Below are 24,306 nucleotides of genomic sequence, written 5' to 3'. Positions count from 1 at the left end.
TGTTTCGTGTTGCGCGAGGGTTTCCGGCGGATCACCGTGCCGTCACCCGCGGGCCGCCGGAGAAGGGCCCCGGCGGGTGCCGTACGGGCGGGGGCGGGCTCAGGCACCCCCGTCTTCGGGGAGAATGGGCGCATGAGCGCTCGTACCCAGCCCGCAGACACCCCGCACCGGTCCGGTTTCGCCTGTTTCGTCGGCCGCCCCAACGCCGGGAAGTCCACCCTCACGAACGCTCTGGTCGGCCAGAAGGTGGCGATCACCTCCAACCGGCCGCAGACCACCCGGCACACCGTGCGCGGCATCGTGCACCGGCCGGACGCCCAGCTCGTGCTGGTCGACACCCCGGGGCTGCACAAGCCGCGCACGCTGCTCGGCGAGCGGCTCAACGACGTGGTGCGCACCACCTGGTCGGAGGTCGACGTGATCGGCTTCTGCCTGCCCGCCGACCAGAAGCTCGGCCCCGGCGACACCTTCATCGCGCGCGAGCTGGCCGGGATCAAGAAGACGCCGAAGGTCGCCATCGTCACCAAGACCGACCTGGTCGACGGACAGACGCTGCGCGAGCAGCTGCTCGCCGTGGACAAGCTCGGCCGCGACATCGGCATCGAGTGGGCCGAGATCGTGCCGGTCTCCGCGACCGGCGGCGACCAGGTCGAGCTGCTGGCCGACCTGCTGGTGCCGCTGCTGCCGGAGGGCCCGCTGCTCTACCCCGAGGGCGACCTCACCGACGAGCCCGAGCAGGTCATGGTCGCCGAGCTGATCCGCGAGGCCGCGCTCGAAGGCGTACGCGACGAACTGCCGCACTCCATCGCGGTCGTCGTCGAGGAGATGCTGCCGCGCGAGGGCCGCCCCGAGAACCGGCCGCTGCTCGACATCCACGCCAACCTCTACATCGAGCGGCCCAGCCAGAAGGGCATCATCATCGGCCCCAAGGGCGCCCGCCTGAAGGAGGTCGGCATGAAGTCCCGCACCCAGATCGAGGCCCTGCTGGGCACCCCGGTCTTCCTCGACCTCCACGTGAAGGTCGCCAAGGACTGGCAGCGCGACCCGAAGCAGCTCCGCAAGCTCGGCTTCTGACCCGCGGCCGGCTCGCGGTTCGCCGACCGTGGGCCGCCCGCGGCGGGTCAGGTGCGGTCGGCGTCCGCCAGGCGGGTCCTGGCGCTGGGGGCGGGCAGGGGGCTCGCGCCCTTGATCGTGCGGTGCAGGGGTGAGGTCTCGGTGCGCCGGATGCCGGGCAGCTCGGCGACGGGCCCGGTCAGATAGCGGTAGAGCGCGCTGGCGTCCTGGCAGTTCACGGAGGCGTAGACGTTGGCCGTGCCGGTGGTCGCCGCCGCGAAGGCGATCTCGTGGTGGGCGGCGAGCGCCGCCCCCACCTCGGCCAGACGGGCGGGCTCGACCTCCAGCCACAGCCCCGTCCGCAGCGCGGGCTGGAGCGCGCGCCGGTCGAAGTCCAGGTCGTAGTAGAGGACCCCGGCCGCCCGCAGCTCCGACATGCGCCGCCGTACCGTCGTCTGCGACCAGCCGGTGACCTCGGCCAGTTCGGCGGCGGGCGTCCGGCCGTCCACCGCGAGCGCGTCGAGCAGCGGCTGGTCGTCGGGGGCCAGCGGATACGGCGCCGTGCTCTCCGGGGCCGGGGCCTGCGCGTCCGCCACGACCAGCGCCCGCGCCTCGTCCGCGCTCAGCCAGCCCGCCTTGGTCACCGGGCTCAGATCCTGCCCGAAGAAGACGTGCAGCATCGCCTGCGCGGTCACCTGCACCACGCGCGGTGTGCGCGGCAGCTTCTGGAGCAGCAGCGAGTCGTCCCCCTGGGGGAGCGCGGCCTGCACCAGGCAGAAGATCTCGGTGCCGCCCGAGATGAGGCTGACCCAGCGGGTGTCGGTACGCCGGGCCAGCGCCTCGCTGACCGAGGCCGCCGCGTCCGGGGTGCACCGCACCCGTACGAACCACGGCGTCACACCGATCCGGTGCGGGTCGGTCAGGCCCACCACCCGCAGCAGTCCGCTGGAGCGGAGGCGGCCGTAGCGGCGGGCCACGGTCTGGTCGGAGACGCCGAGCACCTCGCCGATCCGGCGGAACGGCGCCCGGCCGTCGATCTGGAGGGCGTGCACGACCCGGTGGTCCAGCTCGTCGAGTCCCTCCAGCATGTCCCATGTCGTGTCGGATTCCATCGGGCAAGGCTAGGGGATGTCGGATTCCGCCGCCAAGGCGTCGCTGACTGTGGCGCGGACCGGGCGTCACGGATCGTGGGAACCGCTGCACCCCACGATCCGCACGATCCGCCGGACTCGCGGACCCCTTGAGGTCCGCCAGGCCCGCGAGGTCCGCTCCCGAACGGAGTTCCACCCATGCGCAAATGGCTGCCCCTCGTGGCGATCTGCCTGGGCGCCTTCATCCTGCTGGTCGACGTCACCATCGTGAACGTCGCCCTGCCGAGCATGGCGTCCGACCTCGACGCGTCCTTCACCTCCTTGCAGTGGGTGATGGACATCTACGCGCTCGCCCTCGCCGCCCTGCTGATGGTGGCGGGCTCGCTCGCCGACCTCTTCGGACACCGGCGGATCTACGCGGCCGGGCTCGTCGTCTTCGCCCTCGCCTCGCTGGCGGCTGCCCTGTCGCCGAACACCGCCGCGCTGATCACCGCGCGGGCCGTGCAGGGCGTGGGCGGCGCCGCGATGTTCGCCACCTCGGCCGCGCTGGTGTCCGCGACCTACCACGGCCGCGACCGCGGCACCGCCTTCGGCGTCTGGGGCGCGGTCAACGGCGCCGCCGCCGCTGCCGGGCCCATCCTCGGCGGCCTGCTCACCCAGGGTTTCGGCTGGCAGGCGATCTTCCTGGTCAACCTGCCGATCGCGGTCGTCGCCGTCGCGCTCACGCTGAAGGTGCTGCCCGCCGGGCGGCGCGGCGCCGGACGCCTGGACCTGCCGGGCGCCGCCGCCTTCACCCTCGCGGCGGCCTCGCTCACGTACGCGCTGATCCGCGGCGGCGAGCACGGCTGGACCGAGTCGCTGACCCTGACCGCCTTCGCGGTCGCAGCCCTGGCCGTCGTCGGCTTCGTCGTCGCCGAGGCCAGGTCCGCGCACCCCATGCTCGACCTGGCGCTGCTGCGCCGCGCCAGCTTCTCCGGCCTGCTCGGCGGCGCCCTGCTCTACCAGGCGGCGGCCTTCAGCGGCCTGGTCTACCTCTCGCTGTGGCTCCAGAACGTCCTCGGCCTCAGCCCGATCCGCGGCGGTCTGGCCCTGATGCCGCTGGCCGGGGCGTCCTTCCTGGCAGCCGCCGTCGCGGGCCGGCACATGCACCGCGTCGCGCCCCGGCTGCCGATCGCCGGCGGTCTCGTCCTGATCGCGGCGGGCTGCGCGGTGCTGTGGCTGTCCGTGCACGCCTCGTCCGGGCAGTCCGCCCTCTTCGCGGGCCTGGCGGTCGTCGGTGTGGGCGCGGGGCTGGCCACCCCCGTCCTGGTCTCGGCCGCCGTGGAGGCCGTGCCCCCGCAGCGCGCGGGCATGGCGGGCGCCGCCGTGAACACCTTCCGCCAGCTCGGAATGACGCTCGGCATCGCGGTATTCGGCGCCGTCTTCACCTCGCGGCTGCGCGACACGACCGCGGGCGGCGGCTCGCTGCGGGCCGGATACGCCTCGGGCCTGGACCGCATTTCCCTTTACGCGGCGGTCGCCGCGCTGGCCGGAGCCGTGCTCGTCCTGGCCACGCTCCGCCCCGCCGCTGCCGCCTCTGCTCCCGCTCCGGCCGCTGACGGTGACGCCTCGGCCGAGGCTGAGGGAAAGCCCCAGGTCAGCGCGGTGGAGGAGGTCGCCACCGGCCGGAAATGACGGCTGGCGACCGCTTCATCCGATTCACCCGCTTTTGAGTGACCGGCGCCACATATGACGGACACATAAAGTGCCCCCTCTTTCACGCACCGCGACAGAGGGGGCACCCCCTTGTGATCCCCTCGATAGGACGCAGGTCACATACGAAGCCGCTTAGTACACCGCGCCTCCCGTATTGACGGGAAAACGCCTCCTCCCGACCCCGTCTACGAATGCAATCCGTAGACGGGGTCTTTGACCTCTGAATTGCCCGCCTCTAACAATTCACTGGTCCGCTACGGAGGAAGAGGTAATTCCCGAATGCAGCTCCCCACGATCCCGAAGAAGCTCCCTACGTTCACCGCGTTCAACCGGATGCCGAAGAAGCACAAGATCACGGCCGCCGGCGCTGTCGCCGCTGCCGCGGTCGTGCTGACCGTGACCGGTCTGGAAGCGACCGCAGGTGCCGGTTCGGCGACCGCGGCGAGCAACCCGGCCGGGTTCTCGGTCTCCACCGGTACGCAGGTCAAGGACCTGAACGCGCAGACCGGCCTCGCGTCGCAGAAGTCCATCAGGGACGCCGCGCAGAAGAAGACCGACCAGGCCAACGCGGCGAAGAAGGCCGAGGCCGCCAAGCAGGCCGACGCCGCGAAGAAGAAGGCGGACGCCGAGGCCGCCAAGAAGAAGGCCGCGGCCGACGCCGCCGACCGCGCGAAGCAGAAGTCCGCCGCGAACCGCTCGACCAAGCGCGCTCCCGTCGCCGCGCCGAAGAAGGCCGCCGCCGCCACGCCCGTGAAGGCCGCCGCCAAGTCCTACTCGAACAACCTCGACGGCTGGATCAAGCAGTCGCTGGACATCCTGCACTCCAAGGGAATTCCCGCCAGCTACAACGGGATTCACAAGAACATCATCCGCGAGTCCAGCGGTAACCCGAAGGCCATCAACAACTGGGACATCAATGCCCGGAACGGCATTCCCTCCAAGGGCCTGCTCCAGGTGATCGACCCGACCTTCAAGACCTACCACGTGTCCGGTACTTCGTGGGACATCTACGACCCGGTCGCCAACATCACCGCCGCCTGCAACTACGCGGCCGACCGCTACGGCTCGATGGACAACGTGAATTCCGCGTACTGATCGCGCACTTCACCACCCACCGCACCCCGGAAGGGCGGCGAGGCCCCACGGCCCCGCCGCCCTTCCGGCGTCAGCGGCGCCCGCCGGTCCGGCCGGCCAGGTGCCTAGACGCCCGTGAGAAGCAGCGGGTCGGTCACCGGGATTCCAGGTCTTCGGACGGGGGCGGCCTACGCGCCCTCGCCCAGGACCGCCTCGATCAATTCGCGTTGGGCGGGGGTCAGGTGGGGGTCGGCGCAGTGGGCGGTGCGGCCGTCGGCGGTGATGGCGTAGGTGAAGCCGTCGGGGACCGGGGGGCCCGAGGGCGGGGGAGCGGCCAGGACGGCCTCGGCCAGGGAGGTGAGGCGGGCCGCGTCGGGGCGGCCCGCCGTGTCGAGGGCGGCGTGGCGGGGGATGCCCGCGAAGCCGCCGGAGCGGACCACCTCGATACGCATGGGCTGTGTCACGCCTCCTGCGGCTGGCCGGGCTGCTGGCGGGGGACCTCGGCCGCGGGGGCGGCGGCCGGAGCGACGCCCACCCGGGACCAGGACGAGAGCACCGCTTGGTGCTGCTCGCCTTCACCGTAGCGGGCCTTGGCCGCCGCGGCGGTGGCCGCGGCGAAGTCCGCGAACTGGGCGTGCGGCGACAGCGAGCCGCCGGTGAGGGTGTCGTACCAGATCTGCCCGGCCTGCTCCCAGGCGTTGCCGCCCAGCTCGGCCGCCAGGAGGTAGAAGGCGTGGTTGGGGATGCCCGAGTTGATGTGCACGCCGCCGTTGTCGCGCGAGGTGGTGACGTAGCCGTCCATCGTGCCGGGCTGCGGGTCCTTGCCGAGCCGCGGGTCGTCGTAGGCGGTGCCGGGCTCCTTCATCGAGCGCAGCGCGTGGCCGTCGACGCCCGGTGCGAGCAGCCCGGCGCCGATCAGCCAGTCGGCCTGCTCCGTGCTCTGCCCGAGCGTGAACTGCTTGATGAGGCTGCCGAAGACATCGGAGACGGACTCGTTGAGCGCGCCGGACTGCCCGAAATAGTCCAGGTTGGCGCTGTACTGGGTGACGCCGTGCGTCAACTCGTGGCCGATCACGTCCAGCGGAAGGGTGAAGTCCAGGAAGATCTCGCCGTCGCCGTCCCCGAAGACCATCTGCTGGCCGTTCCAGAAGGCGTTGTTGTAGCCCTGGAGGTAGTGGACGCTGGCCACCAGCGGCAGGCCCGCGTCGTCGATCGAGTGACGCCCGTACGCCTTCAGATACGTCTCGAAGGTCGCGCCGAGCGCGTCGTACGCCCGGTTGACGCTCGCGTCCTTGGACGGCTTGGCGCCCTCGGCGCGCACCTTGCGGCCCGGCAGCGTGTCCTGGTGCTTGGCGTCGTGAACGGTCCGTCGCGGCTGGTCGGAGGCGGCGGCCCCGGTGACGGCGGTGGCGCCGATCACCGTGGTCAGGCGGCGCCTGGTGCGTTGCAGCGCGTCCTGCTCCAGGGTGCGGCGGGCGGGTCCCGAGACCCCGGAGTCCTCGGAACGGGACAGCTTGTCGAGCACGTGCGGCGGCACGATCGTGCAGAAGACGGCGTTGGGCGCATGCGTGGCAGTCATGGCGGCAATGTGGCACGCGTCACAGTCGCTGTCACGGGTTGCGACGATGATTGACGAAAAGGAGCGAAGGATCATGGTTTGAGTGGACAGAACCGTGCATCTTGCATGCTGAGAGGATCTTCGTACCGGCTACGTGATTCCGTCCGCCTCGGTTATGGTCGTCCCATCATGCGTTTCGGGCTGCTTCTCCTTAGCTGCCGCGGCGAGGGCCTGTAGTCGTAGGCCGACCCCCTCCCCGCGGAGTTCAGGCGTGCCATCGCCGTCGGCCGACACTCAGCCGGACCCCCGAGGAGCCAGAGCCCCATGACAACCCCCAATCGCGTCGGCCGTCCCACGCCCATTACCACGGCCACCGCGCGCCAGCGCCCCAGTGTGATGCCGGTCCACAAGTACGGCCACTACGAGGCCGTGGACATCGCCGACCGCACCTGGCCGAACGCCCGCATCACCCAGGCGCCCCGCTGGCTCTCCACGGACCTGCGCGACGGCAACCAGGCGCTGATCGACCCCATGTCGCCCACCCGCAAGCGCGAGATGTTCGACCTGCTGGTCCGCATGGGCTACAAGGAGATCGAGATCGGCTTCCCGTCCTCGGGCCAGACCGACTTCGACTTCGTACGCTCCCTGATCGAGGGCGACGCGATCCCCGAGGACGTGACGGTCTCCGTCCTGACCCAGGCGCGCGAGGAACTGATCGAGCGCACCGTCGAGGCCCTGCGCGGCGTACCCCGCGCCACCGTCCACCTGTACAACGCGACCGCGCCGGTCTTCCGCCGCGTCGTCTTCCGCGGCAGCCGTGACCAGGTCAAGGCGATCGCGGTGGACGGCACCCGGCTGGTGATGGAGTACGCCGAGAAGATCCTGGGCGACGACACCGTCTTCGGCTACCAGTACAGCCCGGAGATCTTCACCGACACCGAGCTGGACTTCGCCCTGGAGGTCTGCGAGGGCGTGATGGACGTCTGGCAGCCCGAGCCGGGCCGCGAGATCATCCTCAACCTGCCCGCCACCGTGGAGCGTTCCACCCCCTCCACGCACGCCGACCGCTTCGAGTGGATGTCGCGGAACCTGTCCCGCCGCGAGTACGTGTGCCTGTCCGTGCACCCGCACAACGACCGCGGTACGGCCGTGGCCGCCGCCGAACTGGCGCTCATGGCCGGCGCCGACCGGGTCGAGGGCTGCCTGTTCGGGCAGGGCGAGCGCACCGGCAACGTCGACCTGGTGACGCTGGGCATGAACCTGTTCAGCCAGGGCGTCGACCCGCAGATCGACTTCTCGCAGATCGACGAGATCCGTCGCACCGCCGAGTACTGCAACCAGATGGAGGTCCACCCGCGCCACCCCTACGCGGGCGACCTGGTCTACACCTCCTTCTCCGGCTCCCACCAGGACGCCATCAAGAAGGGCTTCGAGGCGATGGAGGCCACCGCCGCCGCCGAGGGCAAGACCGTCGACGACATCGAGTGGGCGGTGCCGTACCTGCCGATCGACCCCAAGGACGTCGGCCGCTCGTACGAGGCCGTCATCCGCGTCAACTCGCAGTCCGGCAAGGGCGGCGTCGCGTACGTGCTGAAGAACGGCCACAAGCTGGACCTGCCGCGGCGCATGCAGATCGAGTTCTCCCGGATCATCCAGGCCAAGACCGACAGCGAGGGCGGCGAGGTCACCCCCGCGCAGATCTGGTCGGTCTTCCAGGACGAGTACCTGCCCACCAGCGACAACCCGTGGGGCCGGGTCGCCCTGCGCTCCGCCCAGACGTCCACCTCCAGCGACGGCACCGACGCCCTCACCGTCGAGGCCGTGGTCGACGGCGTCGAGACCACCCTGAGCGGTACGGGCAACGGCCCGATCTCGGCCTTCGTCGACGCGCTGGCCGGGGTGGGCATCGACGCCCGCGTCCTGGACTACTCCGAGCACACCATGAGCGAGGGCGCCTCCGCGCGGGCCGCCTCGTACATCGAGTGCGCGATCGACGGAAAGGTGCTGTGGGGGATCGGCGTCGACCCCAACACCACCCGCGCGTCGTTGCAGGCGCTGGTCTCGGCCGTCAACCGGGCCGCGCGCTGACGGGATTGACCCGGTTCACCCGGTCCGTCCGAGGGGCGAAAACCCCCGGGCGGACCGGTTCGAGCACCCTCGCAAGGCAATTGCCCCTTACGCGGTACTGACTGCGACCGCCGACTGTGGCTAACATCACGGCAGTGCGGCAGCGTTGCCGAACGGCCGGAGGGTGCAGCGTGATGAAGCTGAGGCTGTGTATCTGGGGTGTGCGAACGGCGTGGCACACCGAGGACGACGGTGAGTTCTTCTGCCCTGATTGCGGCGGCGACCGTGCCTACCACCGCAGAACCGGCACCCGCAGACTGACCGTGCTCAATGTGCCGGTCCTGCGCCGGGGCCCCGCGGGCACCGTCATCGAGTGCACCGCCTGCCACCGGCAGTACGCCTCCGACGTCCTGCTGCGGCCCACCACCACCCGCTTCTCCGCGATGCTGCGGGACGCCGTGCACACCATCGCGCTCGCCGTCCTCACCGCGGGCGGCGCCACCGGCCGCCCGGCCCGCGAGGCCGCCGTCGGCGCCGTGCGCTCCGCCGGGTTCTCCGACTGCACCGAGGACCAGTTGCTCGGGCTGCTCGCCGCCATCGTCGCCGACGAGGGCCGGTACGGCGCCTCGGGCTCGGGGGGTGCCCCACTCGGGCCCGACTCCTTCGCCGACGAGGTCGACGGGTGCGGGAGCTGGCTGTCCATCGAGCTCCACGAGGCGCTCGAGCCGCTGGCCGACCACCTCGAGCCGCTCGGGCGCGAGCGGGTTCTCCTCCAGGGCGCGCACATCGCCCTCGCCGACGGGCCCTACCTCCCTGCGGAACGCGAAGTCCTCGAAGCCGTCGGCCGCTGTCTCTCCCTGCCCCTCACCGACATCGACCGCCTCCTCGCCGGAGCCGCCGCGGCCCTCTGACCTGCGGTCCGCCCGCGCGTGGGCGCCCTGGCGCAGGGCCTGTCCTCAAGGTGCCCCTTCTCAAGGTGCCCCCCAGCGCCCCTGGCAGGGCACAGGCCCTGCGTGAAGAGGGGCGTACTCCTGGGGGAGTAGCCCCCGGATCGGTCCTGGGCGGGACGAGGAAGGCGAGCCCGGCGGAGGAAGCTGACGGTAGGAGAAGACCTCGGCTTTCGGAGGAGCCCATGAACGTCACCACACGTCCGTGGGCGGTACCGCGGCTCAGGGCCGTACCGCTGGCCCGTCTGCGCCCCGCCGCGACCCCGTGACCTGGCTCGGCGCACCCCGCGTCCGGGAGGATGGGTCCGTGGCGCTCACCATGGACCTTCTGCGCGCCCCGCGCATCCCGGCGGCGCCGGGACCGCGGGTCGCCCCCGCCGACGTGGCGTTCGCCGCGCTCGTGTTCGCCGTGGAGGCGTTCCTGGCGTGCTGTCTGCCGGAGGAGCCGGCCAGCGGGCGGCCGGACCTGGCGGGCTGGGCGCTGCTGGTGGGCAGCGCGCTGGTGCTGGTGTGGCGGCGGCGTTCGCCGCTGGTGTGCATGCTCGGGATGCTGGCGTTCGTGGCGCCGTACCACTACCTGGAGAACATCCAGGTGGCGCCGATCCCGTCGAGCATGGTGGCGCTGTACGCGCTGGCGGTCGCGGGGCCGCCCCTGCGTACGTTCCTGCTGCTGCCGACGGTGATCGCGCTGATGGCGGCCATCATGTCGACGATCAGCGCGCCGCACGCGGGCACCGACATGCTCAAGAGCGCCGGCTGGATCGTGGCGGTCGCGGTGGCGGGCGAGGTGGTGCGGATGCACCGCAACTACGTGGCCGCGATCGTCGGGCGGGCCGAGCGCGCCGAGCGCACCCGCGAGGAGGAGGCGGCCCGCCGGGTCGCGGAGGAGCGGCTGCGGATCGCCCGCGACCTGCACGACCTGCTCGCGCACAGCATCACCCTGATCGGCGTGCAGACGTCGGTGGCCGCGCACATCCTGGTCGCCGACCCCGACCGGCTCGACCGTACGGCGGTGGCCGCCGCGCTCGACACGATCGCCGACACCTGCCGGGAGGCCCGCGCCGAGCTGCGGACCACGCTGCGGGTGCTGCGCGCGGACGGCGACGGCCCGCTGCCCGACCTCGCGGGGATACCGGCGCTCGCCAAGGCCGCCGAGGCGGCGGGGGCCAGGGTGGACCTGGGCGACGCCGTGGGCGTCGCGCCGGTGCCGCCCGCGGTGGGCGCCGCGGCCTTCCGGATCGTCCAGGAGTCGCTCACCAACGCGGTACGGCACGCGGGGGTCCCGAGCCCGCTGATCACCGTACGGGTGGACCGCCGGGAGACGGCCCTGCACCTGCTGATCGAGGACGACGGCTCCTGCGGCGGCCCCGCGCCCGCGAACCGCGCCGAGGGGCGTACCGAGGGCTTCGGCATCGCCGGGATGCGCGAGCGCGCCCGCAGCGTCGGCGGCACCCTCACCGCGGGGCCGCGCCAGGACCGTACGGGCTTCGCGGTCAGCGCCGTGCTGCCGCTCGCCGTCGATCACCAGGGAGACCACAGATGACCTCGCCGCCGCCGATCCGCGTGCTGCTCGCCGACGACCAGACGCTGGTGCGGGCCGCGTTCGCGATGCTGGTGGAGTCCGCCCGCGACATGGAGGTGGTCGGGCAGGCGGCGAACGGCCTGGAGGCGGTCGAGCAGGCCCGCAGCGCCCGCGCCGACGTCATCGTGATGGACATCCGCATGCCGGAGCTCGACGGCATCGAGGCCACCCGGCGGATCGCCGCCGACGACGACCTGGCGGGTGTGCGCATCCTCGTACTGACCACCTACGACGACGACCAGCACGTGGTGTCGGCGCTGCGCGCGGGCGCGTCCGGCTTCCTGGTCAAGGACACCAGGCCCGCGGAGCTGCTGGACGCGATCCGTACCGTGGCGGCCGGGGACTCGCTGCTGTCACCCGGCCCCACCGCGCGGCTGATCGCCCGGGTGCTGCGGCTGCCGGACCGGCCGCTGGTCAGCGCCCCGGCCCCGGCCGGGCTCGGCGGGCTGTCCGAGCGCGAGCGCGAAGTCCTCACGCTGGTCGCGCGCGGCCTGAACAACGCGGAGACCGGTGAGGCGCTGGGCCTGAGCCCGCTCACCGCCAAGACGCACGTGAGCCGGATCATGGGCAAGCTCGGCGCCCGCGACCGCGCCCAACTCGTCATCACCGCCTACGAGTCCGGCCTGGTCGCGCCCGGCGCCGACCGCTGAGCCGGGGCCCGGCGGCGGCCGGTCGGCCGTCCGTCGCCGTACCGCTCCCGCCGTACGCGAGAATGGGCCCATGAGTCTGTTCCGCGACGACGGCATCGTGCTGCGCACCCAGAAGCTGGGTGAGGCGGACCGGATCATCACGCTGCTCACCCGGCGGCACGGACGGGTACGGGCGGTGGCCCGCGGTGTGCGCAGGACGAAGTCGAAGTTCGGCGCGCGCCTGGAGCCGTTCAGCCACGTCGACGTGCAGTTCTTCGTCCGCGGCGGGGAACTGGTCGGCCGCGGTCTGCCGCTGTGCACACAGGGCGAGACGATCGCGCCGTACGGCGGCTCGATCGTCACCGACTACGACCGCTACACCGCGGGCACCGCGATGCTGGAGACCGCGGAGCGCTTCACCGACCACGAGGGCGAGCCCGCCGTGCAGCAGTATCTGCTGCTGGTCGGCGCGCTGCGGACGCTCGCGGCGGGCGACCACGAGCCCCGGCTGGTGCTCGACGCCTTCCTGCTGCGGTCGCTGGCCGTCAACGGATACGCGCCCAGCTTCGACGACTGTGCCAAATGCGGTATGACCGGTCCCAACCGGTTCTTTTCGGTCGGCGCGGGAGGAGTCGTCTGCGGCGACTGCCGGGTGCCGGGAAGCGTCGTACCCTCACGGGAGTCACTGGAACTGCTCGGCGCGCTGCTGGGCGGCGACTGGGAGACCGCGGACGCCTGCGAGCCGCGCCACTGCCGTGAGGGCAGCGGGCTGGTGGCGGCCTACCTCCAGTGGCACCTGGAGCGCGGACTGCGCTCCCTGCGGTTCGTCGAGAAGACCTGAGCCGAGAAGGCATGAGGAGAAGTACCACCATGGCACGTCACGGGATTCTGGCCCGTTCCCGAAGCTCGTACCGGACACCCGACCCGCACCCGTCGGGGGCGCGTCCGCCGAAGCTCCAGAGCGAGCTGGTGCCCAAGCACGTGGCCGTCGTCATGGACGGCAACGGCCGCTGGGCCAAGGAGCGCGGCCTGCCGCGCACCGAGGGCCACCGGGTCGGCGAGGGCGTCGTCCTGGACGTGCTGAAGGGCTGCCTGGAGATCGGCGTCAAGAACCTCTCGCTGTACGCCTTCTCGACCGAGAACTGGAAGCGCTCGCCCGAGGAGGTGCGCTTCCTGATGAACTTCAACCGGGACGTGATCCGGCGGCGCCGCGACGAGATGGACGAACTCGGCATCCGCATCCGGTGGGTCGGGCGCATGCCCAAGATGTGGAAGTCCGTCGTGCAGGAGCTCCAGGTCGCCCAGGAGCAGACCGTCGACAATGACGCGATGACGCTGTATTTCTGCGTCAACTACGGGGGGCGCGCCGAGATCGCCGATGCGGCGCAGGCCATCGCCCGTGATGTCGCCGACGGGCGGCTCGACCCGTCCAAGGTCAACGAGAAGACCTTCGCCAAGTATCTCTACTACGCCGACATGCCCGACGTGGATCTCTTCCTGCGTCCCAGTGGTGAGCAGCGCACCTCCAACTATCTGCTCTGGCAGAGCAGTTACGCCGAGATGGTCTTCCAGGACGTGCTGTGGCCCGATTTCGACCGGCGCGATCTGTGGCGGGCCTGCGTCGAATACGCCTCGCGCGACCGTCGCTTCGGCGGGGCCATCCCCAACGAGGCCCAGCTCGCCGGCGACCAACGCGCCTAGCCCTTCCCGGGCGGGGTGACCCGATCCTTCCCGGGGCCGCCCCCGGACGGTTCCTCCGCCCCGGACGGCGGCCCGGCATTCCCGGCCGCGCGGTGCCCTTGCGCAGGGCCTGCTTGTGGGGGCGCGGGGAACTGCGCGACCAGCCACGGCGGTGGCGCGCCGTTGAAAACCGGCCCCAGCGGGGCAGTTGCTGTGTGTTTTCGGGCTGAAAGCCCGGTGGGGGCTGAGCGCGCAGTTCCCCGCGCCCCTAAAGACACGTGGCCGGCGCCCCGGTGGAAGAGCCGTCCGGGGGCCGCGCCCGGGAAAGACCGGCCTACCGCCCCGGTGGAAGAGCCGTCCGGGCGGGGTCGGGGAAGGGCGGGGGAGGCCCTTGGGGGGTGGGCTAGGGCTGGGGGTGCTCGACGCAGTCGGAGCAGGTGCCGAAGATCTCCATGGTGTGGGCGACATCGGCGAAGCCGTGCTCGGCGGCGACGGCGTCGGCCCACTTCTCGACGGCGGGCCCCTCGACTTCGACGGCCTTGCCGCAGACGCGGCAGACGAGGTGGTGGTGGTGGCCGCCGCCGGAGCAGCGGCGGTAGACGGACTCGCCCTCACCGGTCCGGAGGACATCGATCTCGCCCGCGTCGGCCAGCGACTGAAGGGTCCGGTAGACCGTGGTGAGCCCGACGGAGTCGCCGCGGTGCTTCAGGATGTCGTGCAGATCCTGCGCGCTGCGGAATTCGTCGACCTCCGAGAGAGCGGCCGACACGGCGGCCCGTTGCCGGGTGGAGCGGCCACGTACGGGATGGGTGGTCACCGGTGCCTCCTTCTGGGTCGCTTCGTGCACCTGTCCGGACGGCCCATTGTGCCAGGCCGTTCCGTTCAGGCGGGTACCTCGTCGGCGGCGCCGCGGGCGGCGGGCACCTCCACCTCCAGGGTGCACCGTTCCCGCTCCGCCGCGGCCCGCCTGGCGCGTTTCCTGGCCAGCGGAGTGGCGAGCGCGGTGAGCACGATGAAGAGCCCGATGGTGATCAGGACGATCGTCGCACCGGACGGCACGTCCACGTAGTACGAGGTGACGGTGCCGGACAGTGTCACGGTGACGCCGATGGCCACCGCGCTGACGAAGGTGACCAGGAAGCTGCGGGTGACCTGCTGCGCCGCCGCGACGGGGATCACCATCAGCGCGCTGACCAGCAGCAGCCCGACCACGCGCATCGCGACCGTGACGGTGAGCGCGGCCGTGACCGCGACCAGCAGATTCAGCAGCCGCACCGGCAGCCCGGTGACCCGCGCGAACTCCTCGTCCTGCGACACCGCGAAGAGCTGCCGCCGCAGGCCCACGGTCACCAGCATGACGAAGCCCGCCAGCAGGCACATCGTGGTGATGTCGGACGGCGAGACGGTGGTGATCGAACCGAACAGGTACGTCTCCAGGTTGGCGTTGGAGCCGTTCGGCGCGAGGCTGGTCAGCATCACACCGCCCGCCATGCCGCCGTAGAAGAGCATGGCCAGCGCGATGTCGCCGCGCGTCTTGCCGTACCAGCGGATCAGCTCCATCGCGACGGCGCCCGCCACCGAGACGGCGGTGGCCATCCAGACCGGGTTGGACTGGAGGAGGAAGCCGAGGCCGACGCCGGTCAGCGCGACATGGCCGATACCGTCGCCCATCAGGGCCTGCCGTCGCTGCACGAGGTAGATCCCGATGGCCGGCGCGGTGAGGCCGACCAGCGCGGCGGCGATCAGGGCCCGTTGCATGAAGGCGTAGTCGAGGAATTCCATCAGCTCAGCAGTCCCGTCCTGACCGGCGCGGCCGAGGTGTCCGCGTGCGGGTGTACGTGGTCGTGGCCCGGCAGGGCGTGCTGTCCCAGTGCCCGCGGCGGCGCGCCCTCGTACGTCACGCAGCCGTCGCGCAGCACGACCGCGCGGTCGATCAGCGGTTCCAGCGGCCCCAGTTCGTGCAGGACCAGCAGGACGGTGGTGCCCGCCGCGACCTGGGCGCGCAGGGTCGCCGCGAGGATGCGCTGGCTGTCGAGGTCCACGCCCGCCATCGGCTCGTCCATGATGAGCAGGTCCGGCTCCCCGGCCAGCGCGCGGGCGATCAGCACCCGCTGGTGCTGGCCGCCGGAGAGCGCGTCCACGGAGTCGCCCGCGCGGTCGGTGAGGTCCACGACGGCGATGGCCCGGTCCACGGCCGCCCGGTCGGCGCGGCGCATCGGCCGCAGCCGGGTACGGGCCAGCCGCCCGGCCGAGACCACCTCGCGTACGGTCGCGGGCACGCCGCCGGCCGCCGTGGTGCGCTGCGGCACGTACCCGATCCGCGCCCACTGCCGGAAGCGGCGCAGCGGCGTACCGAACAGCTCCAGCGAGCCGCCGGTCAGCGGCACCTGGCCGATGACCGCGCGCACCGCCGTGGACTTGCCCGAGCCGTTGGCGCCGAGGAGCGCCACGACCTCGCCGCGCCCGACGGTCAGGTCGATGCCGCGCAGTACGGGGCGAGCGCCGAGGGCGGCGGTGGCGCCGCTGAGCGCGATGACCGGGTCCGTGACCGCGCCGGTGTCCCCGGCCGCTTCGACGGCTTGCTGGTCCATGGCGGTGACCTCCGTCACTTCGCGCCGAGCGCCGCGCGCAGGGCCGTCAGATTGCTCCGCTGCACCTGGAAGTAGTCGGTGCCCTTGGACTTGTCGGTGATGCCCTCGATCGGGTCGAGGACGTCGGTGCGCAGCCTCAGGTCGCCCGCGAGGGTCTTCGCGGTGGCGTCGCTGACCAGCGTCTCGAAGAAGACGGTCGACACGTGCTTGCTCTTCACCAGGTCGTGCAGCGCCTTGACCCGCGCCGCGCTGGGCTCGCTCTCCGGGTCGATGCCGTTGATGGCCTCCTCGACCAGCCCGTACCGCTCGGCGAGGTAGCCGAAGGCGGCGTGCGTGGTGACGAAGGTGTCGGAGGCGCGGTTCTTCAGGCCGTCGCGGAATGCGGTGTCCAGGGCGGTGAGCCGGGCGACCAGCGCGTCGGTGTTCTTGCCGTACGCCGCCGCGTTCGCCGGGTCGGCCTGCTCCAGCGCCTTGCCGACGCCCTTGGCGACCTCGGCGTACTTCACCGGGTCCAGCCAGATGTGCGGGTCGGCGCCCGCGCCTTCCTCGCTGCCGCCGCCGGTGCCGTTGTCGCCGGTCGTGTGGTGCGTGCCGTCCACCTCGGTGCCGTGGGACTCCAGCGGGGTCAGCGACGCGGCGTCGACCTTGTGCTTGACGCCGGAGAGCTTCACAGCGTCGTCCACGGCGGGCTGGAGGCCCTTGAGGTAGACGATCACATCGGACTGGCCGAGCCTGCCGGTCTCCTTCGGCGTCAGCTCCAGGTCGTGCGGCTCCACACCCGGCTTGGTGAGGTCGGTCACCGCGACATGGTCGGCGCCGATCTGCGCCGCCAGGTACTCCAGCGGGTAGAAAGCGGCCGTGACCTTGAGTTTTCCGCCGCTCTTGGAGTCACCCGAGGTGTTCTCGGAGGCGTCGGCGCCGGAGCAGGCCGACAGTGCCAGCAGGCCGAGCACGGCCGCGGCGGCGACGGAGACGGCGGATATCGGGCGGCGATGGATGTTCATGACTGTCATTTTCATCTGATGTGGAAACGATTGTCAATATCCGTAGGGCGGGGTCCGCGATCCGCTCCCGGCCGGGTTCCTGGAGCCGGGTTCCGGAACGGATTTGATAAGGGGACCGCACCCGCCGGTAATCTGAGGCAACTGACCGCTTCGTCGTACTGAAGAGAGCACCGTGGCCGCCGACAAGATCGACACCATCGTCAGCCTGAGCAAGCGCCGTGGCTTCGTTTTCCCGAGCAGTGAGATCTACGGCGGCTCCAAGGCCGCCTGGGACTACGGGCCGCTGGGCGTCGAGCTGAAGGAGAACATCAAGCGCCAGTGGTGGCGCGCCATGGTGACCTCCCGTGAGGACGTGGTGGGAATCGACTCGTCGGTGATCCTCGCCCCCGAGGTCTGGGTGGCCTCCGGCCACGTCGCCACGTTCTCCGACCCGCTCACCGAGTGCACCTCCTGTCACAAGCGCTACCGCGCGGACCACCTGGAGGAGGCGTACGAGGCCAAGCACGGCAAGCCCCCGGCCAACGGCCTCGCCGACATCAACTGCCCGCACTGCGGCACCAAGGGCGCCTTCACCGAGCCCAAGCAGTTCTCCGGCATGCTCCAGACCCACCTCGGCCCGACCCAGGACGCGGGCTCGGTGGCGTACCTGCGGCCCGAGACCGCGCAGGGCATCTTCACCAACTTCGCCCAGGTGCAGACCACTTCGCGCAAGAAGCCGCCGTTCGGCATCGCCCAGATGGGCAAGTCGTTCCGCAACGAGATCACGCCGGGCAACTTCATCTTCCGCACCCGCGAGTTCGAGCAGATGGAGATGGAGTTCTTCGTCAAGCCCGGCGAGGACGAGAAGTGGCACGAGTACTGGATGCAGGAGCGCTGGAACTGGTACACGGGCCTGGGCATCCGGGAGGAGAACATCCGGTGGTTCGACCACCCCAAGGAGAAGCTCTCCCACTACTCCAAGCGCACCGCCGACATCGAGTACCGCTTCAACTTCGGCGGCCAGGAGTTCAGTGAGCTGGAGGGCGTCGCCAACCGCACCGACTACGACCTCTCCTCGCACTCCAAGGCGTCCGGCCAGGACCTCTCCTACTTCGACCAGGAGGCGGGCGAGCGCTGGTTCCCGTACGTCATCGAGCCCGCGGCCGGTGTCAACCGCGCGATGCTGGCCTTCATGCTCGACGCGTACAACGAGGACGAGGCGCCCAACGCCAAGGGCGTCATGGAGAAGCGCACCGTGATGCGCCTCGACCCGCGCCTCGCGCCGGTCAAGGTCGCCGTCCTGCCGCTCTCCCGCAACCCCGAGCTGTCCCCGAAGGCCAAGGGCCTGGCCACCGCGCTGCGCGCCAACTGGAACATCGAGTTCGACGACGCGGGCGCCATCGGCCGCCGCTACCGCCGCCAGGACGAGATCGGCACGCCGTTCTGCGTGACCGTCGACTTCGACACGCTCGAGGACAACGCGGTGACGGTCCGCGAGCGCGACACGATGAAGCAGGAGCGCGTGTCGCTCGACCAGGTGGAGACCTACCTGGGCAGCCGACTGCTGGGCTGCTGACGCCGGTTGCACACGGGCGGGGCCGCGCGATCCGGACGGACCGGATCGCGCGGCCCCGCCCTCGTCGTCCCGTGCGTCAGTCCGCGCGCAGTCCGCGCAGCACCAGCTCGCACACCGCCGTGAACTCGGCGTCGACGCCCGGCAGGGTCCACTCGGCCGCGTGCGCCGGGTCGTGGAAGCGGCAGGTGGCGTCCCAGACGGCGCGGGCGGTGGCCGCCCGGTCGCAGGGGGCGAACTCACCGCGCCTGACGCCGTCCGCGACGATCCCGGCGAGCTGGTCGATCGTCTCCTGCACGTGGCGGCTGACGGCGCCGCTGTTGTCGCGCGCCAACACCTGGAAGGTGGCGAAGAGTTCCGGGTCGAGCCCGGCCTTGCGCCGCTTGGCCGCGAAGAGTTCGGCGAGCCAGCGCGGCAGCCGCTCGGGCGCCGGCCCGTCCTCCGCGGCGATGTCCGCGAGCGCCGCGTGCGCCTCGGCCAGCCACTTCTGGGTGACCGCCTCGCGCAGCTCCGCCTTGCTGCGGAAGTGCCGGTAGACGCTGCCGTGGCTGACCCCGAGCGCCCGCGCCACATCGACCACCGTGGCCTTCGCGGGGCCGTAGCGGCGCAGCACGTCCTCGGTGGCTTCGAGGACGCGGTCACGGGTCAGGGGCTCCGGCGGCATGGGAGAGGCGGCCTTTCGGCGGGTCGGGACACGGCTTCTGCGACGGCGACGGCCGCCGTGATCGCCGGGGCCGTCGCCGTCCAGTGTGCGGCAGGGCGCCGCCGGCTCAGCGCTCGCTGTCCAGATGGGTCATCTGCCGGGGGTCGTAGCGGGTGCCCGCGACCTCCGCGGCCGGGACGGCCCGCTCGATGTCGGCGATGTCCGCGGCGTCCAGCGTCAGGTCGAGCGCGGAGAGCGCCTCGGTGAGCCGGTCCCTGCGGCGGGCGCCGATCAGCGGCACGATGTCGTCGCCGCGGGACAGCACCCAGGCGATGGCGGCCTGCGCGACCGTGACGCCCTTGCCGTCCGCGACCTCGCGCAGCGCCTCGACCAGGCCGAGGTTGCGCTCCAGATTCTCCCCGGAAAAGCGCGGGTTGTAGCTGCGGAAGTCGCCCGCCTCCGTGCCGCTGCCCCGGGTCCAGTGCCCGCTGAGCAGCCCGCGCGAGAGCACGCCGTACGCCGTCACGCCGATGCCGAGATCGCGGGCGGTGGGCAGGATCCGGTCCTCGATGCCGCGCGAGAAGAGGCTGTACTCGATCTGGAGGTCGGCGATCGGGGCGACGGAGGCGGCCCTGCGCAGCGTCTCCGCGCCGACCTCGGACAGCCCGATGTGCCGGACGTGCCCGGCCTGGACCAGCTCGGCGATGGCGCCGACGGTCTCCTCGATCGGCACGTCCGGGTCGACGCGGGCGATCCGGTAGATGTCGATGTGGTCGGTGCCGAGCCGGTTCAGGGAGTACGCGAGGAAGTTGCGGATCGCGACCGGGCGGCCGTCGTAGCCGCCGAAGCCGCCCTCGACATCGCGCAGCGCGCCGAATTTGACGCTGATGACGGCCTGGTCGCGGCTGCCGGGGCGGGCCCGCAGGGCGTCGCGGATCAGCAGTTCGTTCAGGCCCATGCCGTAGAAGTCGCCGGTGTCGAGCAGGGTCACGCCCGCGTCCAGCGCGGCGTGGATGGTGGCGACGGACTCGGCGTCGTCGGAGGCGCCGTACGCGCCGGACATGCCCATGCAGCCGAGGCCGAGGGCGGAGACGACGGGTCCTGTGGTGCCGAGGGTGCGGGTGCGCATCGGTGGGGGTCCCCTTCGGGGTCGTCGGCGGGACGGGTGTGCGCCTCCACCGTCACATGTGGACTGACAGATATCAACATCTGTCAGTCCACATGTCGTGCGACCGTGCCCCTGGGGGCCGTCCTCGGCCCGGGGCGGTGGGCCGGTCCTCTCGGGGGCGCGGGGCCCGGCGCCCCCGTTCGGGCCGGTGTGCCCGCCGCTAGACGATCCTGCGCGGCAGCCGGGTGCTCAGCGCGACCGTCGCGACCACCGCCGCGAGCTGCGCGACCAGCGCCCAGACCAGGGCGTCCCGTACGCCGATCGAACCGGACAGGGTCAGGAACAGGGTGCCGAGAGTGGCCACGCCCAGCGCGAGGCTGGACTGCTGGGTGGTCGCCATCGCGCCGCTGCCGACCCCGGCCTGCGCGGCCGGCACCTCGCTGAGCACGATCCGGAGCACCACCGGCAGGACGAAGCCCTGGCCGAAGCCGATCACGGCCATGCTCGGCGCCAGCTCCGCGATGCCCAGACCCGTACCGCCGTAGTGGAAGGTCGCGGCCAGCGCCACCAGGCCGACGCCCTGGACCAGCGAGCCCGCGGTCACCACACGGCGGCCGAAGCGGGCCACCATCCGCGGACCGAGCAGCGAGGCTGCGAAGAAGGCGGCGCACAGCGGGGCCAGCGCGGCCCCCGCCTCCAGCGCCCCGAAGCGCAGCCCGTCCTGCATGGCCACCGCCACGACGAACATGAAGCCGCCGAAGCCGAGGCAGAAGGGCACGATGAGCAGCAGACCGCTGCGCACGCTGTGGACGCGCAGCAGCGACGGCGGGATCAGCGGATTGCCGCCGTCGCGCTCACCGCGCCGCTCGACCGCCACGAAGGCCGCCGCGGCGAGCGGGAAGACCGCGAGCAGCACCCACGACCACAGCGGCCAGCCGGCCGCCCGGCCCTCGGTGAGCGGCAGCAGCAGGGTGATCAGCGTGACCGCGAGCAGTGCGGTGCCGGGCTTGTCGATACGGGCCGGGTGCGCGGACCGCGTCTCCGGCACCGACTTCAGCGCCAGCGCCAGCGCGACGGCCGCCACAGGCACGTTCACCAGGAAGATCGCCCGCCAGCCGCTGCCCGCGATGTCCGCGGAGACCAGCACGCCGCCGAGCACCTGGCCGACGACGCTGGCGATGCCCGCGGTCGCGCCGTAGTAGCTCAGCGCCTTGCCGCGGGCGCCGCCCGAGGTCGCGGACTGGATGGTGGCCAGCGCCTGCGGCAGCAGCAGCGCGGAGGCGGCGCCCTGGGCGACGCGGGCCGCCACCAGGGTCCAGGCGGAGGGGGCGACACCGCAGGCCAGCGAGGTGACGGCGAACAGGCCGAGGCCCCACAGGAAGAGATTGCGGCGGCCGAACATGTCGCCGAGCCGCCCGCCGAGCACGAGCAGCACCGCGTAGGCGACGCCGTAGCCCGCGACGACCATCTCCAGGACCGCGGGTCCGGCGTGCAGGTCGCGGTCGATGGTGGGCAGGGCCACGTTGACGATGAAGAAGTCCACCATCGGCAGCGCCGCGCCGAGCAGCACGGTCAGCAGGCCGAGGGAGCTGAGGCCGGGGGCCGGGGCGGGGGAGTGCGAGCGGGTGGGGACGGAAGAGTTCCGGGCGGGCGCCCCGATGCGGGTCACGCGGGGGAGCACCTGAGCCCGGGAGGTCATGGTGGGTTCCATTCGGTCGGTCACATGGTCCACACTGGACCCGTTCTCAGGGTGGTACCAGAGAGCGTTTATCCAGGTATACGCACCACCTGGCAACCGGCTGCCGGATCGGGCACTCTGGGAATATGACCGCAGACGCCAGCGCTTTCCCGCCGAGCACCGTGACCCCGGGCCCGGGCACTGTCGCCCCGGATTCGGGCGCCGTTTCCCCGGATTCGGTCCCCGTTCCCGCGCGGACGGGGACCGTGTCGCCGGACTCGGCCGCCGCCCCGTCGGGTCAGGGGAACGTCTCGCTGGACGTCTCCGGGGCCGATGTGCCCGAGGCCGCCGCCGCGGAGAGCCGCCGCCAGGAGCTGGCGTCCTTTCTGCGCAGCCGCCGGGAGCGGATCTCGCCGGACCAGGTCGGGCTGCCGCCCGGCCGTCGGCGCCGGACGCCCGGACTGCGCCGCGAGGAGGTCGCACAGCTCGCCGCCGTCGGGGTCACCTGGTACACGTGGCTGGAGCAGGCGCGGGAGATCCAGGTCTCCGGGCAGGTCGCCGACGCCATCGCGCGCGCCCTGATGCTCGACCACAACGAGCGCAAGCACCTGTTCACTCTCGCCGGGACCGCCGACCCGCACCCGCACCTGGAATGCCCCGGCATGTCACCCGCGCTGCTCGCCATGGTCGACCAGCTCGCGCCGCTGCCCGCCGCGGTCGTCAACAGCCGGTACGACGTGATCGCGTACAACCGCACCTACGGCCGGCTGGTCAGCGACCTGGACGCGCTGCCCGTCGAGGACCGCAACGTCATGTGGCTGTCGTTCACCGACCCGTTGTGGCGCGAGCGGATGGTCGACCGCGAGGAGAGCATCCGGCTGATGGCCGCCAAATTCCGCGTCTCGATGGCCCAGCACCTGGCGGAGCCCGCCTGGCGCGAGCTGCTCAAGCGGCTCCAGCAGAGCTCGCCCGACTTCCGCGAGATGTGGGAACGGCACGAGGTGCTCCAGCCCGACGGCCACATCAAGCGCTATCTGAACCCCGAAGTCGGCCTGCTCTCCTTCGACTTCACCCACCTGTGGCTCGGCCCGCAGCAGGGCCCCCGCCTGACCACGTACACCCCGGCCGACGACCTCACCCGCGAGCGCCTCAACCGGCTGCACGCGCTGGTCTCCGCGCGGGAGCGGCAGCCGATCGCGGGCTGATCCGCGAGCGAGCCCCGGCCTTCCGGCCGCCGGCAGATCCGCTTTCCGGCCCCCCTTCCGGCCCCCCGTGCCTCCTCGGCACGGGGGGCCGGACGCGTCTGCGGATTTGGAATATCCACACAGATCCATGCTGGGTGTGGCGTTTCCATAGGGAGCCTATGGGAGGGAATGCCCGCTTCACGCTCCTCCAGGTAATCAACTCGTCACTCTATGGTCATGTTTGGTCGCTCATCGGCCACGGAATGTCTCATTCGGACACTCTTCCTCGCGCAGCCTCTTGTGGCATTGCGTGGATACAGGTATGAATTCCACACGAAGCAAAAGTGAGGTTGGCACGGAAGGGCCCGCGATGAGCGTTAACGGCACATCCGCGCACTTCGCGGAGGAACGTCGGCGAGCGCTGCTCGACCAGCTCAAGGCCAACGGGCGGCTCGAAGTCGTCGCCGCGGCCGACCGGCTGGAGGTGACGTCGGAGACGATCCGCCGCGATCTGGTGCTGCTGGAGCGCCGCGGTCTCGTCCAGCGGGTGCACGGCGGAGCGATCCTCCTCGACCGTGAGCACCTCGTCCCCGACCTCCAGTCGCGCAGGCGGCTGATGGCGGTGGCGAAGGACCTGATCGCCCACGCCGCGGTCAAGCACATGCCCGACGAGGGCGCGGTGATCATCGACGCCGGGACCACCACCGGCCGGATGGCCGAGATATTTCCCGGCGGTCCCTCGCTGGTCGTCATGACCAACAGCCTCCAGGCGGCGATCGCGCTCGCGGGCAAACAAGGACTCAGCGTCCACACCCTCGGCGGCCGCGTCCGGGCCAACACCCTGGCCGAGGTCGACGCCCCCGCGCTCGGCGCCATCGCGCGCGTCCACGTCGACGTCGCCTTCATCGGCACCTACGGGGTCTCGCCCCGGCACGGCTTCTCCACCCCCGACCCGGCCGAGGCCGCGGTCAAGGAGGCGATGATCCGCGCCGCCAAGCGGACCGTCGTCCTCTGCGACAGCAGCAAGATCGGCAAGGACCACTTCGCCCGGTTCGCCGACACCTCCCAGCCCGATCTCCTGATCACCGACGCCGACGCCCCACCGGAACTGCTGCGGGCCCTGGAGACCTCCGGGCTGGCGATCGAAGTGGTTCCGATCCCATGACAAGC

The 24,306-nt window shown here is 71.7% G+C and carries 22 protein-coding genes; 12 read left to right on the top strand and 10 right to left on the bottom strand.

Annotation, left to right across the window (positions count from 1 at the left end; genetic code table 11):
* The first annotated feature begins 132 nt into the window (after nucleotides 1-132).
* Complete coding sequence (gene era / locus ACIOC1_RS10820; protein ID WP_355344525.1) at nucleotides 133-1,074, top strand: GTPase Era; 942 nt, start codon at nucleotides 133-135, stop codon at nucleotides 1,072-1,074.
* A gap of 47 nt (nucleotides 1,075-1,121) precedes the next feature.
* Here era and ACIOC1_RS10815 read toward each other — a convergent pair whose 3' ends face one another.
* Nucleotides 1,122-2,165, bottom strand: a complete 1,044-nt coding sequence (locus ACIOC1_RS10815) for an Lrp/AsnC family transcriptional regulator (protein ID WP_355344528.1) — start codon at nucleotides 2,163-2,165, stop codon at nucleotides 1,122-1,124.
* Nucleotides 2,166-2,342: 177 nt separating this feature from the next.
* On the opposite strand from ACIOC1_RS10815, the gene ACIOC1_RS10810 reads away from it, so the two are divergent.
* Nucleotides 2,343-3,818, top strand: a complete 1,476-nt coding sequence (locus tag ACIOC1_RS10810) for an MFS transporter (RefSeq protein ID WP_355344531.1) — start codon at nucleotides 2,343-2,345, stop codon at nucleotides 3,816-3,818.
* Nucleotides 3,819-4,118: 300 nt separating this feature from the next.
* Nucleotides 4,119-4,934, top strand: coding sequence for a transglycosylase SLT domain-containing protein (locus tag ACIOC1_RS10805; RefSeq protein WP_355344534.1), 816 nt, complete (start codon nucleotides 4,119-4,121; stop codon nucleotides 4,932-4,934).
* A gap of 167 nt (nucleotides 4,935-5,101) precedes the next feature.
* On the opposite strand, the gene ACIOC1_RS10800 is transcribed toward ACIOC1_RS10805, so the two are convergent.
* Nucleotides 5,102-5,365: a protealysin inhibitor emfourin gene (locus ACIOC1_RS10800; RefSeq protein WP_401853658.1), complete on the bottom strand. Its 264-nt coding sequence runs from the start codon at nucleotides 5,363-5,365 to the stop codon at nucleotides 5,102-5,104.
* A gap of 8 nt (nucleotides 5,366-5,373) precedes the next feature.
* Nucleotides 5,374-6,492: a M4 family metallopeptidase gene (locus ACIOC1_RS10795; RefSeq protein WP_401853325.1), complete on the bottom strand. Its 1,119-nt coding sequence runs from the start codon at nucleotides 6,490-6,492 to the stop codon at nucleotides 5,374-5,376.
* A gap of 303 nt (nucleotides 6,493-6,795) precedes the next feature.
* Here ACIOC1_RS10795 and leuA point away from each other — a divergent pair, with 303 nt between their 5' ends.
* The 6 genes from leuA (at nucleotide 6,796) to ACIOC1_RS10765 (ending at nucleotide 13,397) form a co-directional block, all read left to right on the top strand.
* Nucleotides 6,796-8,559, top strand: coding sequence for a 2-isopropylmalate synthase (leuA, locus tag ACIOC1_RS10790; RefSeq protein WP_401853322.1), 1,764 nt, complete (start codon nucleotides 6,796-6,798; stop codon nucleotides 8,557-8,559).
* 173 nt (nucleotides 8,560-8,732) lie between these two features.
* The gene (locus tag ACIOC1_RS10785; protein WP_391047470.1) at nucleotides 8,733-9,449 is read left to right on the top strand and encodes a TerB family tellurite resistance protein; all 717 of its coding nucleotides are present in this window, start codon (nucleotides 8,733-8,735) and stop codon (nucleotides 9,447-9,449) included.
* A gap of 355 nt (nucleotides 9,450-9,804) precedes the next feature.
* Nucleotides 9,805-11,028, top strand: coding sequence for a sensor histidine kinase (locus tag ACIOC1_RS10780; RefSeq protein ID WP_401853655.1), 1,224 nt, complete (start codon nucleotides 9,805-9,807; stop codon nucleotides 11,026-11,028).
* Nucleotides 11,025-11,717: a response regulator transcription factor gene (locus ACIOC1_RS10775; RefSeq protein WP_355344548.1), complete on the top strand. Its 693-nt coding sequence runs from the start codon at nucleotides 11,025-11,027 to the stop codon at nucleotides 11,715-11,717. The genes ACIOC1_RS10780 and ACIOC1_RS10775 overlap by 4 nt, the downstream gene beginning before the upstream one ends.
* Before the next feature lie 70 nt (nucleotides 11,718-11,787).
* Nucleotides 11,788-12,537, top strand: coding sequence for a DNA repair protein RecO (gene recO / locus ACIOC1_RS10770; RefSeq protein WP_355344550.1), 750 nt, complete (start codon nucleotides 11,788-11,790; stop codon nucleotides 12,535-12,537).
* Between the two features lie 29 nt (nucleotides 12,538-12,566).
* Complete coding sequence (locus ACIOC1_RS10765; RefSeq protein ID WP_188280782.1) at nucleotides 12,567-13,397, top strand: isoprenyl transferase; 831 nt, start codon at nucleotides 12,567-12,569, stop codon at nucleotides 13,395-13,397.
* 382 nt (nucleotides 13,398-13,779) lie between these two features.
* Here the strand turns inward: ACIOC1_RS10765 and ACIOC1_RS10760 are convergent, their stop codons facing one another.
* The 4 genes from ACIOC1_RS10760 to ACIOC1_RS10745 form a co-directional block, all read right to left on the bottom strand.
* Nucleotides 13,780-14,193, bottom strand: a complete 414-nt coding sequence (locus tag ACIOC1_RS10760; RefSeq protein ID WP_355344554.1) for a Fur family transcriptional regulator — start codon at nucleotides 14,191-14,193, stop codon at nucleotides 13,780-13,782.
* Nucleotides 14,194-14,258: 65 nt separating this feature from the next.
* Complete coding sequence (locus tag ACIOC1_RS10755; RefSeq protein WP_355344557.1) at nucleotides 14,259-15,158, bottom strand: metal ABC transporter permease; 900 nt, start codon at nucleotides 15,156-15,158, stop codon at nucleotides 14,259-14,261.
* Nucleotides 15,158-15,967, bottom strand: coding sequence for a metal ABC transporter ATP-binding protein (locus ACIOC1_RS10750; RefSeq protein ID WP_401853316.1), 810 nt, complete (start codon nucleotides 15,965-15,967; stop codon nucleotides 15,158-15,160). The genes ACIOC1_RS10755 and ACIOC1_RS10750 overlap by 1 nt, the downstream gene beginning before the upstream one ends.
* A gap of 14 nt (nucleotides 15,968-15,981) precedes the next feature.
* Nucleotides 15,982-16,971: a metal ABC transporter substrate-binding protein gene (locus ACIOC1_RS10745; RefSeq protein ID WP_355344563.1), complete on the bottom strand. Its 990-nt coding sequence runs from the start codon at nucleotides 16,969-16,971 to the stop codon at nucleotides 15,982-15,984.
* A 172-nt stretch (nucleotides 16,972-17,143) separates the two neighbouring features.
* Here ACIOC1_RS10745 and ACIOC1_RS10740 point away from each other — a divergent pair, with 172 nt between their 5' ends.
* Nucleotides 17,144-18,526 (top strand): glycine--tRNA ligase, encoded by a 1,383-nt coding sequence (locus tag ACIOC1_RS10740; RefSeq protein WP_355344566.1) that lies wholly within the window; start codon nucleotides 17,144-17,146, stop codon nucleotides 18,524-18,526.
* A 76-nt stretch (nucleotides 18,527-18,602) separates the two neighbouring features.
* Here ACIOC1_RS10740 and ACIOC1_RS10735 read toward each other — a convergent pair whose 3' ends face one another.
* The 3 genes from ACIOC1_RS10735 to ACIOC1_RS10725 form a co-directional block, all read right to left on the bottom strand.
* Complete coding sequence (locus ACIOC1_RS10735; RefSeq protein WP_401304393.1) at nucleotides 18,603-19,187, bottom strand: TetR family transcriptional regulator; 585 nt, start codon at nucleotides 19,185-19,187, stop codon at nucleotides 18,603-18,605.
* A gap of 106 nt (nucleotides 19,188-19,293) precedes the next feature.
* Nucleotides 19,294-20,295 carry an aldo/keto reductase gene (locus ACIOC1_RS10730; RefSeq protein ID WP_391047457.1) on the bottom strand — a complete coding sequence of 334 codons (1,002 nt, stop codon included), beginning with the start codon at nucleotides 20,293-20,295 and terminating at the stop codon, nucleotides 19,294-19,296.
* 199 nt (nucleotides 20,296-20,494) lie between these two features.
* A complete protein-coding gene (locus ACIOC1_RS10725; protein WP_401853312.1) occupies nucleotides 20,495-21,973 on the bottom strand; it encodes an MFS transporter in 1,479 nt (492 codons plus the stop codon).
* Between the two features lie 245 nt (nucleotides 21,974-22,218).
* Between ACIOC1_RS10725 and ACIOC1_RS10720 the strand changes: the two genes are divergently transcribed.
* Nucleotides 22,219-23,157, top strand: a complete 939-nt coding sequence (locus ACIOC1_RS10720) for a helix-turn-helix transcriptional regulator (protein ID WP_401853309.1) — start codon at nucleotides 22,219-22,221, stop codon at nucleotides 23,155-23,157.
* Between the two features lie 349 nt (nucleotides 23,158-23,506).
* The gene (locus tag ACIOC1_RS10715; protein ID WP_355344578.1) at nucleotides 23,507-24,301 is read left to right on the top strand and encodes a DeoR/GlpR family DNA-binding transcription regulator; all 795 of its coding nucleotides are present in this window, start codon (nucleotides 23,507-23,509) and stop codon (nucleotides 24,299-24,301) included.
* Nucleotides 24,302-24,306 lie beyond the last annotated feature (5 nt).

Source organism: Streptomyces sp. NPDC088197, assembly GCF_044741185.1.
Taxonomy (GTDB): Bacteria; Actinomycetota; Actinomycetes; order Streptomycetales; family Streptomycetaceae; genus Actinacidiphila.
The sequence above is the reverse complement of the archived record's forward strand: the minus strand, read 5'-3'. Positions and strand labels throughout refer to the sequence as shown.

Bases quoted from the DNA above. Each gene is read 5' to 3' on its own strand.
- ACIOC1_RS10775 (WP_355344548.1), top strand. From the start codon at position 11,025: ATGACCTCGCCGCCGCCGATCCGCGTGCTGCTCGCCGACGACCAGACG.
- ACIOC1_RS10810 (WP_355344531.1), top strand. From the start codon at position 2,343: ATGCGCAAATGGCTGCCCCTCGTGGCGATCTGCCTGGGCGCCTTCATC.
- leuA (WP_401853322.1), top strand. From the start codon at position 6,796: ATGACAACCCCCAATCGCGTCGGCCGTCCCACGCCCATTACCACGGCC.
- ACIOC1_RS10785 (WP_391047470.1), top strand. From the start codon at position 8,733: ATGAAGCTGAGGCTGTGTATCTGGGGTGTGCGAACGGCGTGGCACACC.
- ACIOC1_RS10780 (WP_401853655.1), top strand. From the start codon at position 9,805: ATGGACCTTCTGCGCGCCCCGCGCATCCCGGCGGCGCCGGGACCGCGG.
- ACIOC1_RS10745 (WP_355344563.1), bottom strand. From the start codon at position 16,971: ATGAACATCCATCGCCGCCCGATATCCGCCGTCTCCGTCGCCGCCGCG.
- ACIOC1_RS10715 (WP_355344578.1), top strand. From the start codon at position 23,507: ATGAGCGTTAACGGCACATCCGCGCACTTCGCGGAGGAACGTCGGCGA.
- ACIOC1_RS10730 (WP_391047457.1), bottom strand. From the start codon at position 20,295: ATGCGCACCCGCACCCTCGGCACCACAGGACCCGTCGTCTCCGCCCTC.
- ACIOC1_RS10755 (WP_355344557.1), bottom strand. From the start codon at position 15,158: ATGGAATTCCTCGACTACGCCTTCATGCAACGGGCCCTGATCGCCGCC.
- ACIOC1_RS10815 (WP_355344528.1), bottom strand. From the start codon at position 2,165: ATGGAATCCGACACGACATGGGACATGCTGGAGGGACTCGACGAGCTG.
- recO (WP_355344550.1), top strand. From the start codon at position 11,788: ATGAGTCTGTTCCGCGACGACGGCATCGTGCTGCGCACCCAGAAGCTG.
- ACIOC1_RS10765 (WP_188280782.1), top strand. From the start codon at position 12,567: ATGGCACGTCACGGGATTCTGGCCCGTTCCCGAAGCTCGTACCGGACA.
- ACIOC1_RS10800 (WP_401853658.1), bottom strand. From the start codon at position 5,365: ATGCGTATCGAGGTGGTCCGCTCCGGCGGCTTCGCGGGCATCCCCCGC.
- ACIOC1_RS10795 (WP_401853325.1), bottom strand. From the start codon at position 6,492: ATGACTGCCACGCATGCGCCCAACGCCGTCTTCTGCACGATCGTGCCG.
- ACIOC1_RS10725 (WP_401853312.1), bottom strand. From the start codon at position 21,973: ATGACCTCCCGGGCTCAGGTGCTCCCCCGCGTGACCCGCATCGGGGCG.
- ACIOC1_RS10750 (WP_401853316.1), bottom strand. From the start codon at position 15,967: ATGGACCAGCAAGCCGTCGAAGCGGCCGGGGACACCGGCGCGGTCACG.
- era (WP_355344525.1), top strand. From the start codon at position 133: ATGAGCGCTCGTACCCAGCCCGCAGACACCCCGCACCGGTCCGGTTTC.
- ACIOC1_RS10805 (WP_355344534.1), top strand. From the start codon at position 4,119: ATGCAGCTCCCCACGATCCCGAAGAAGCTCCCTACGTTCACCGCGTTC.
- ACIOC1_RS10735 (WP_401304393.1), bottom strand. From the start codon at position 19,187: ATGCCGCCGGAGCCCCTGACCCGTGACCGCGTCCTCGAAGCCACCGAG.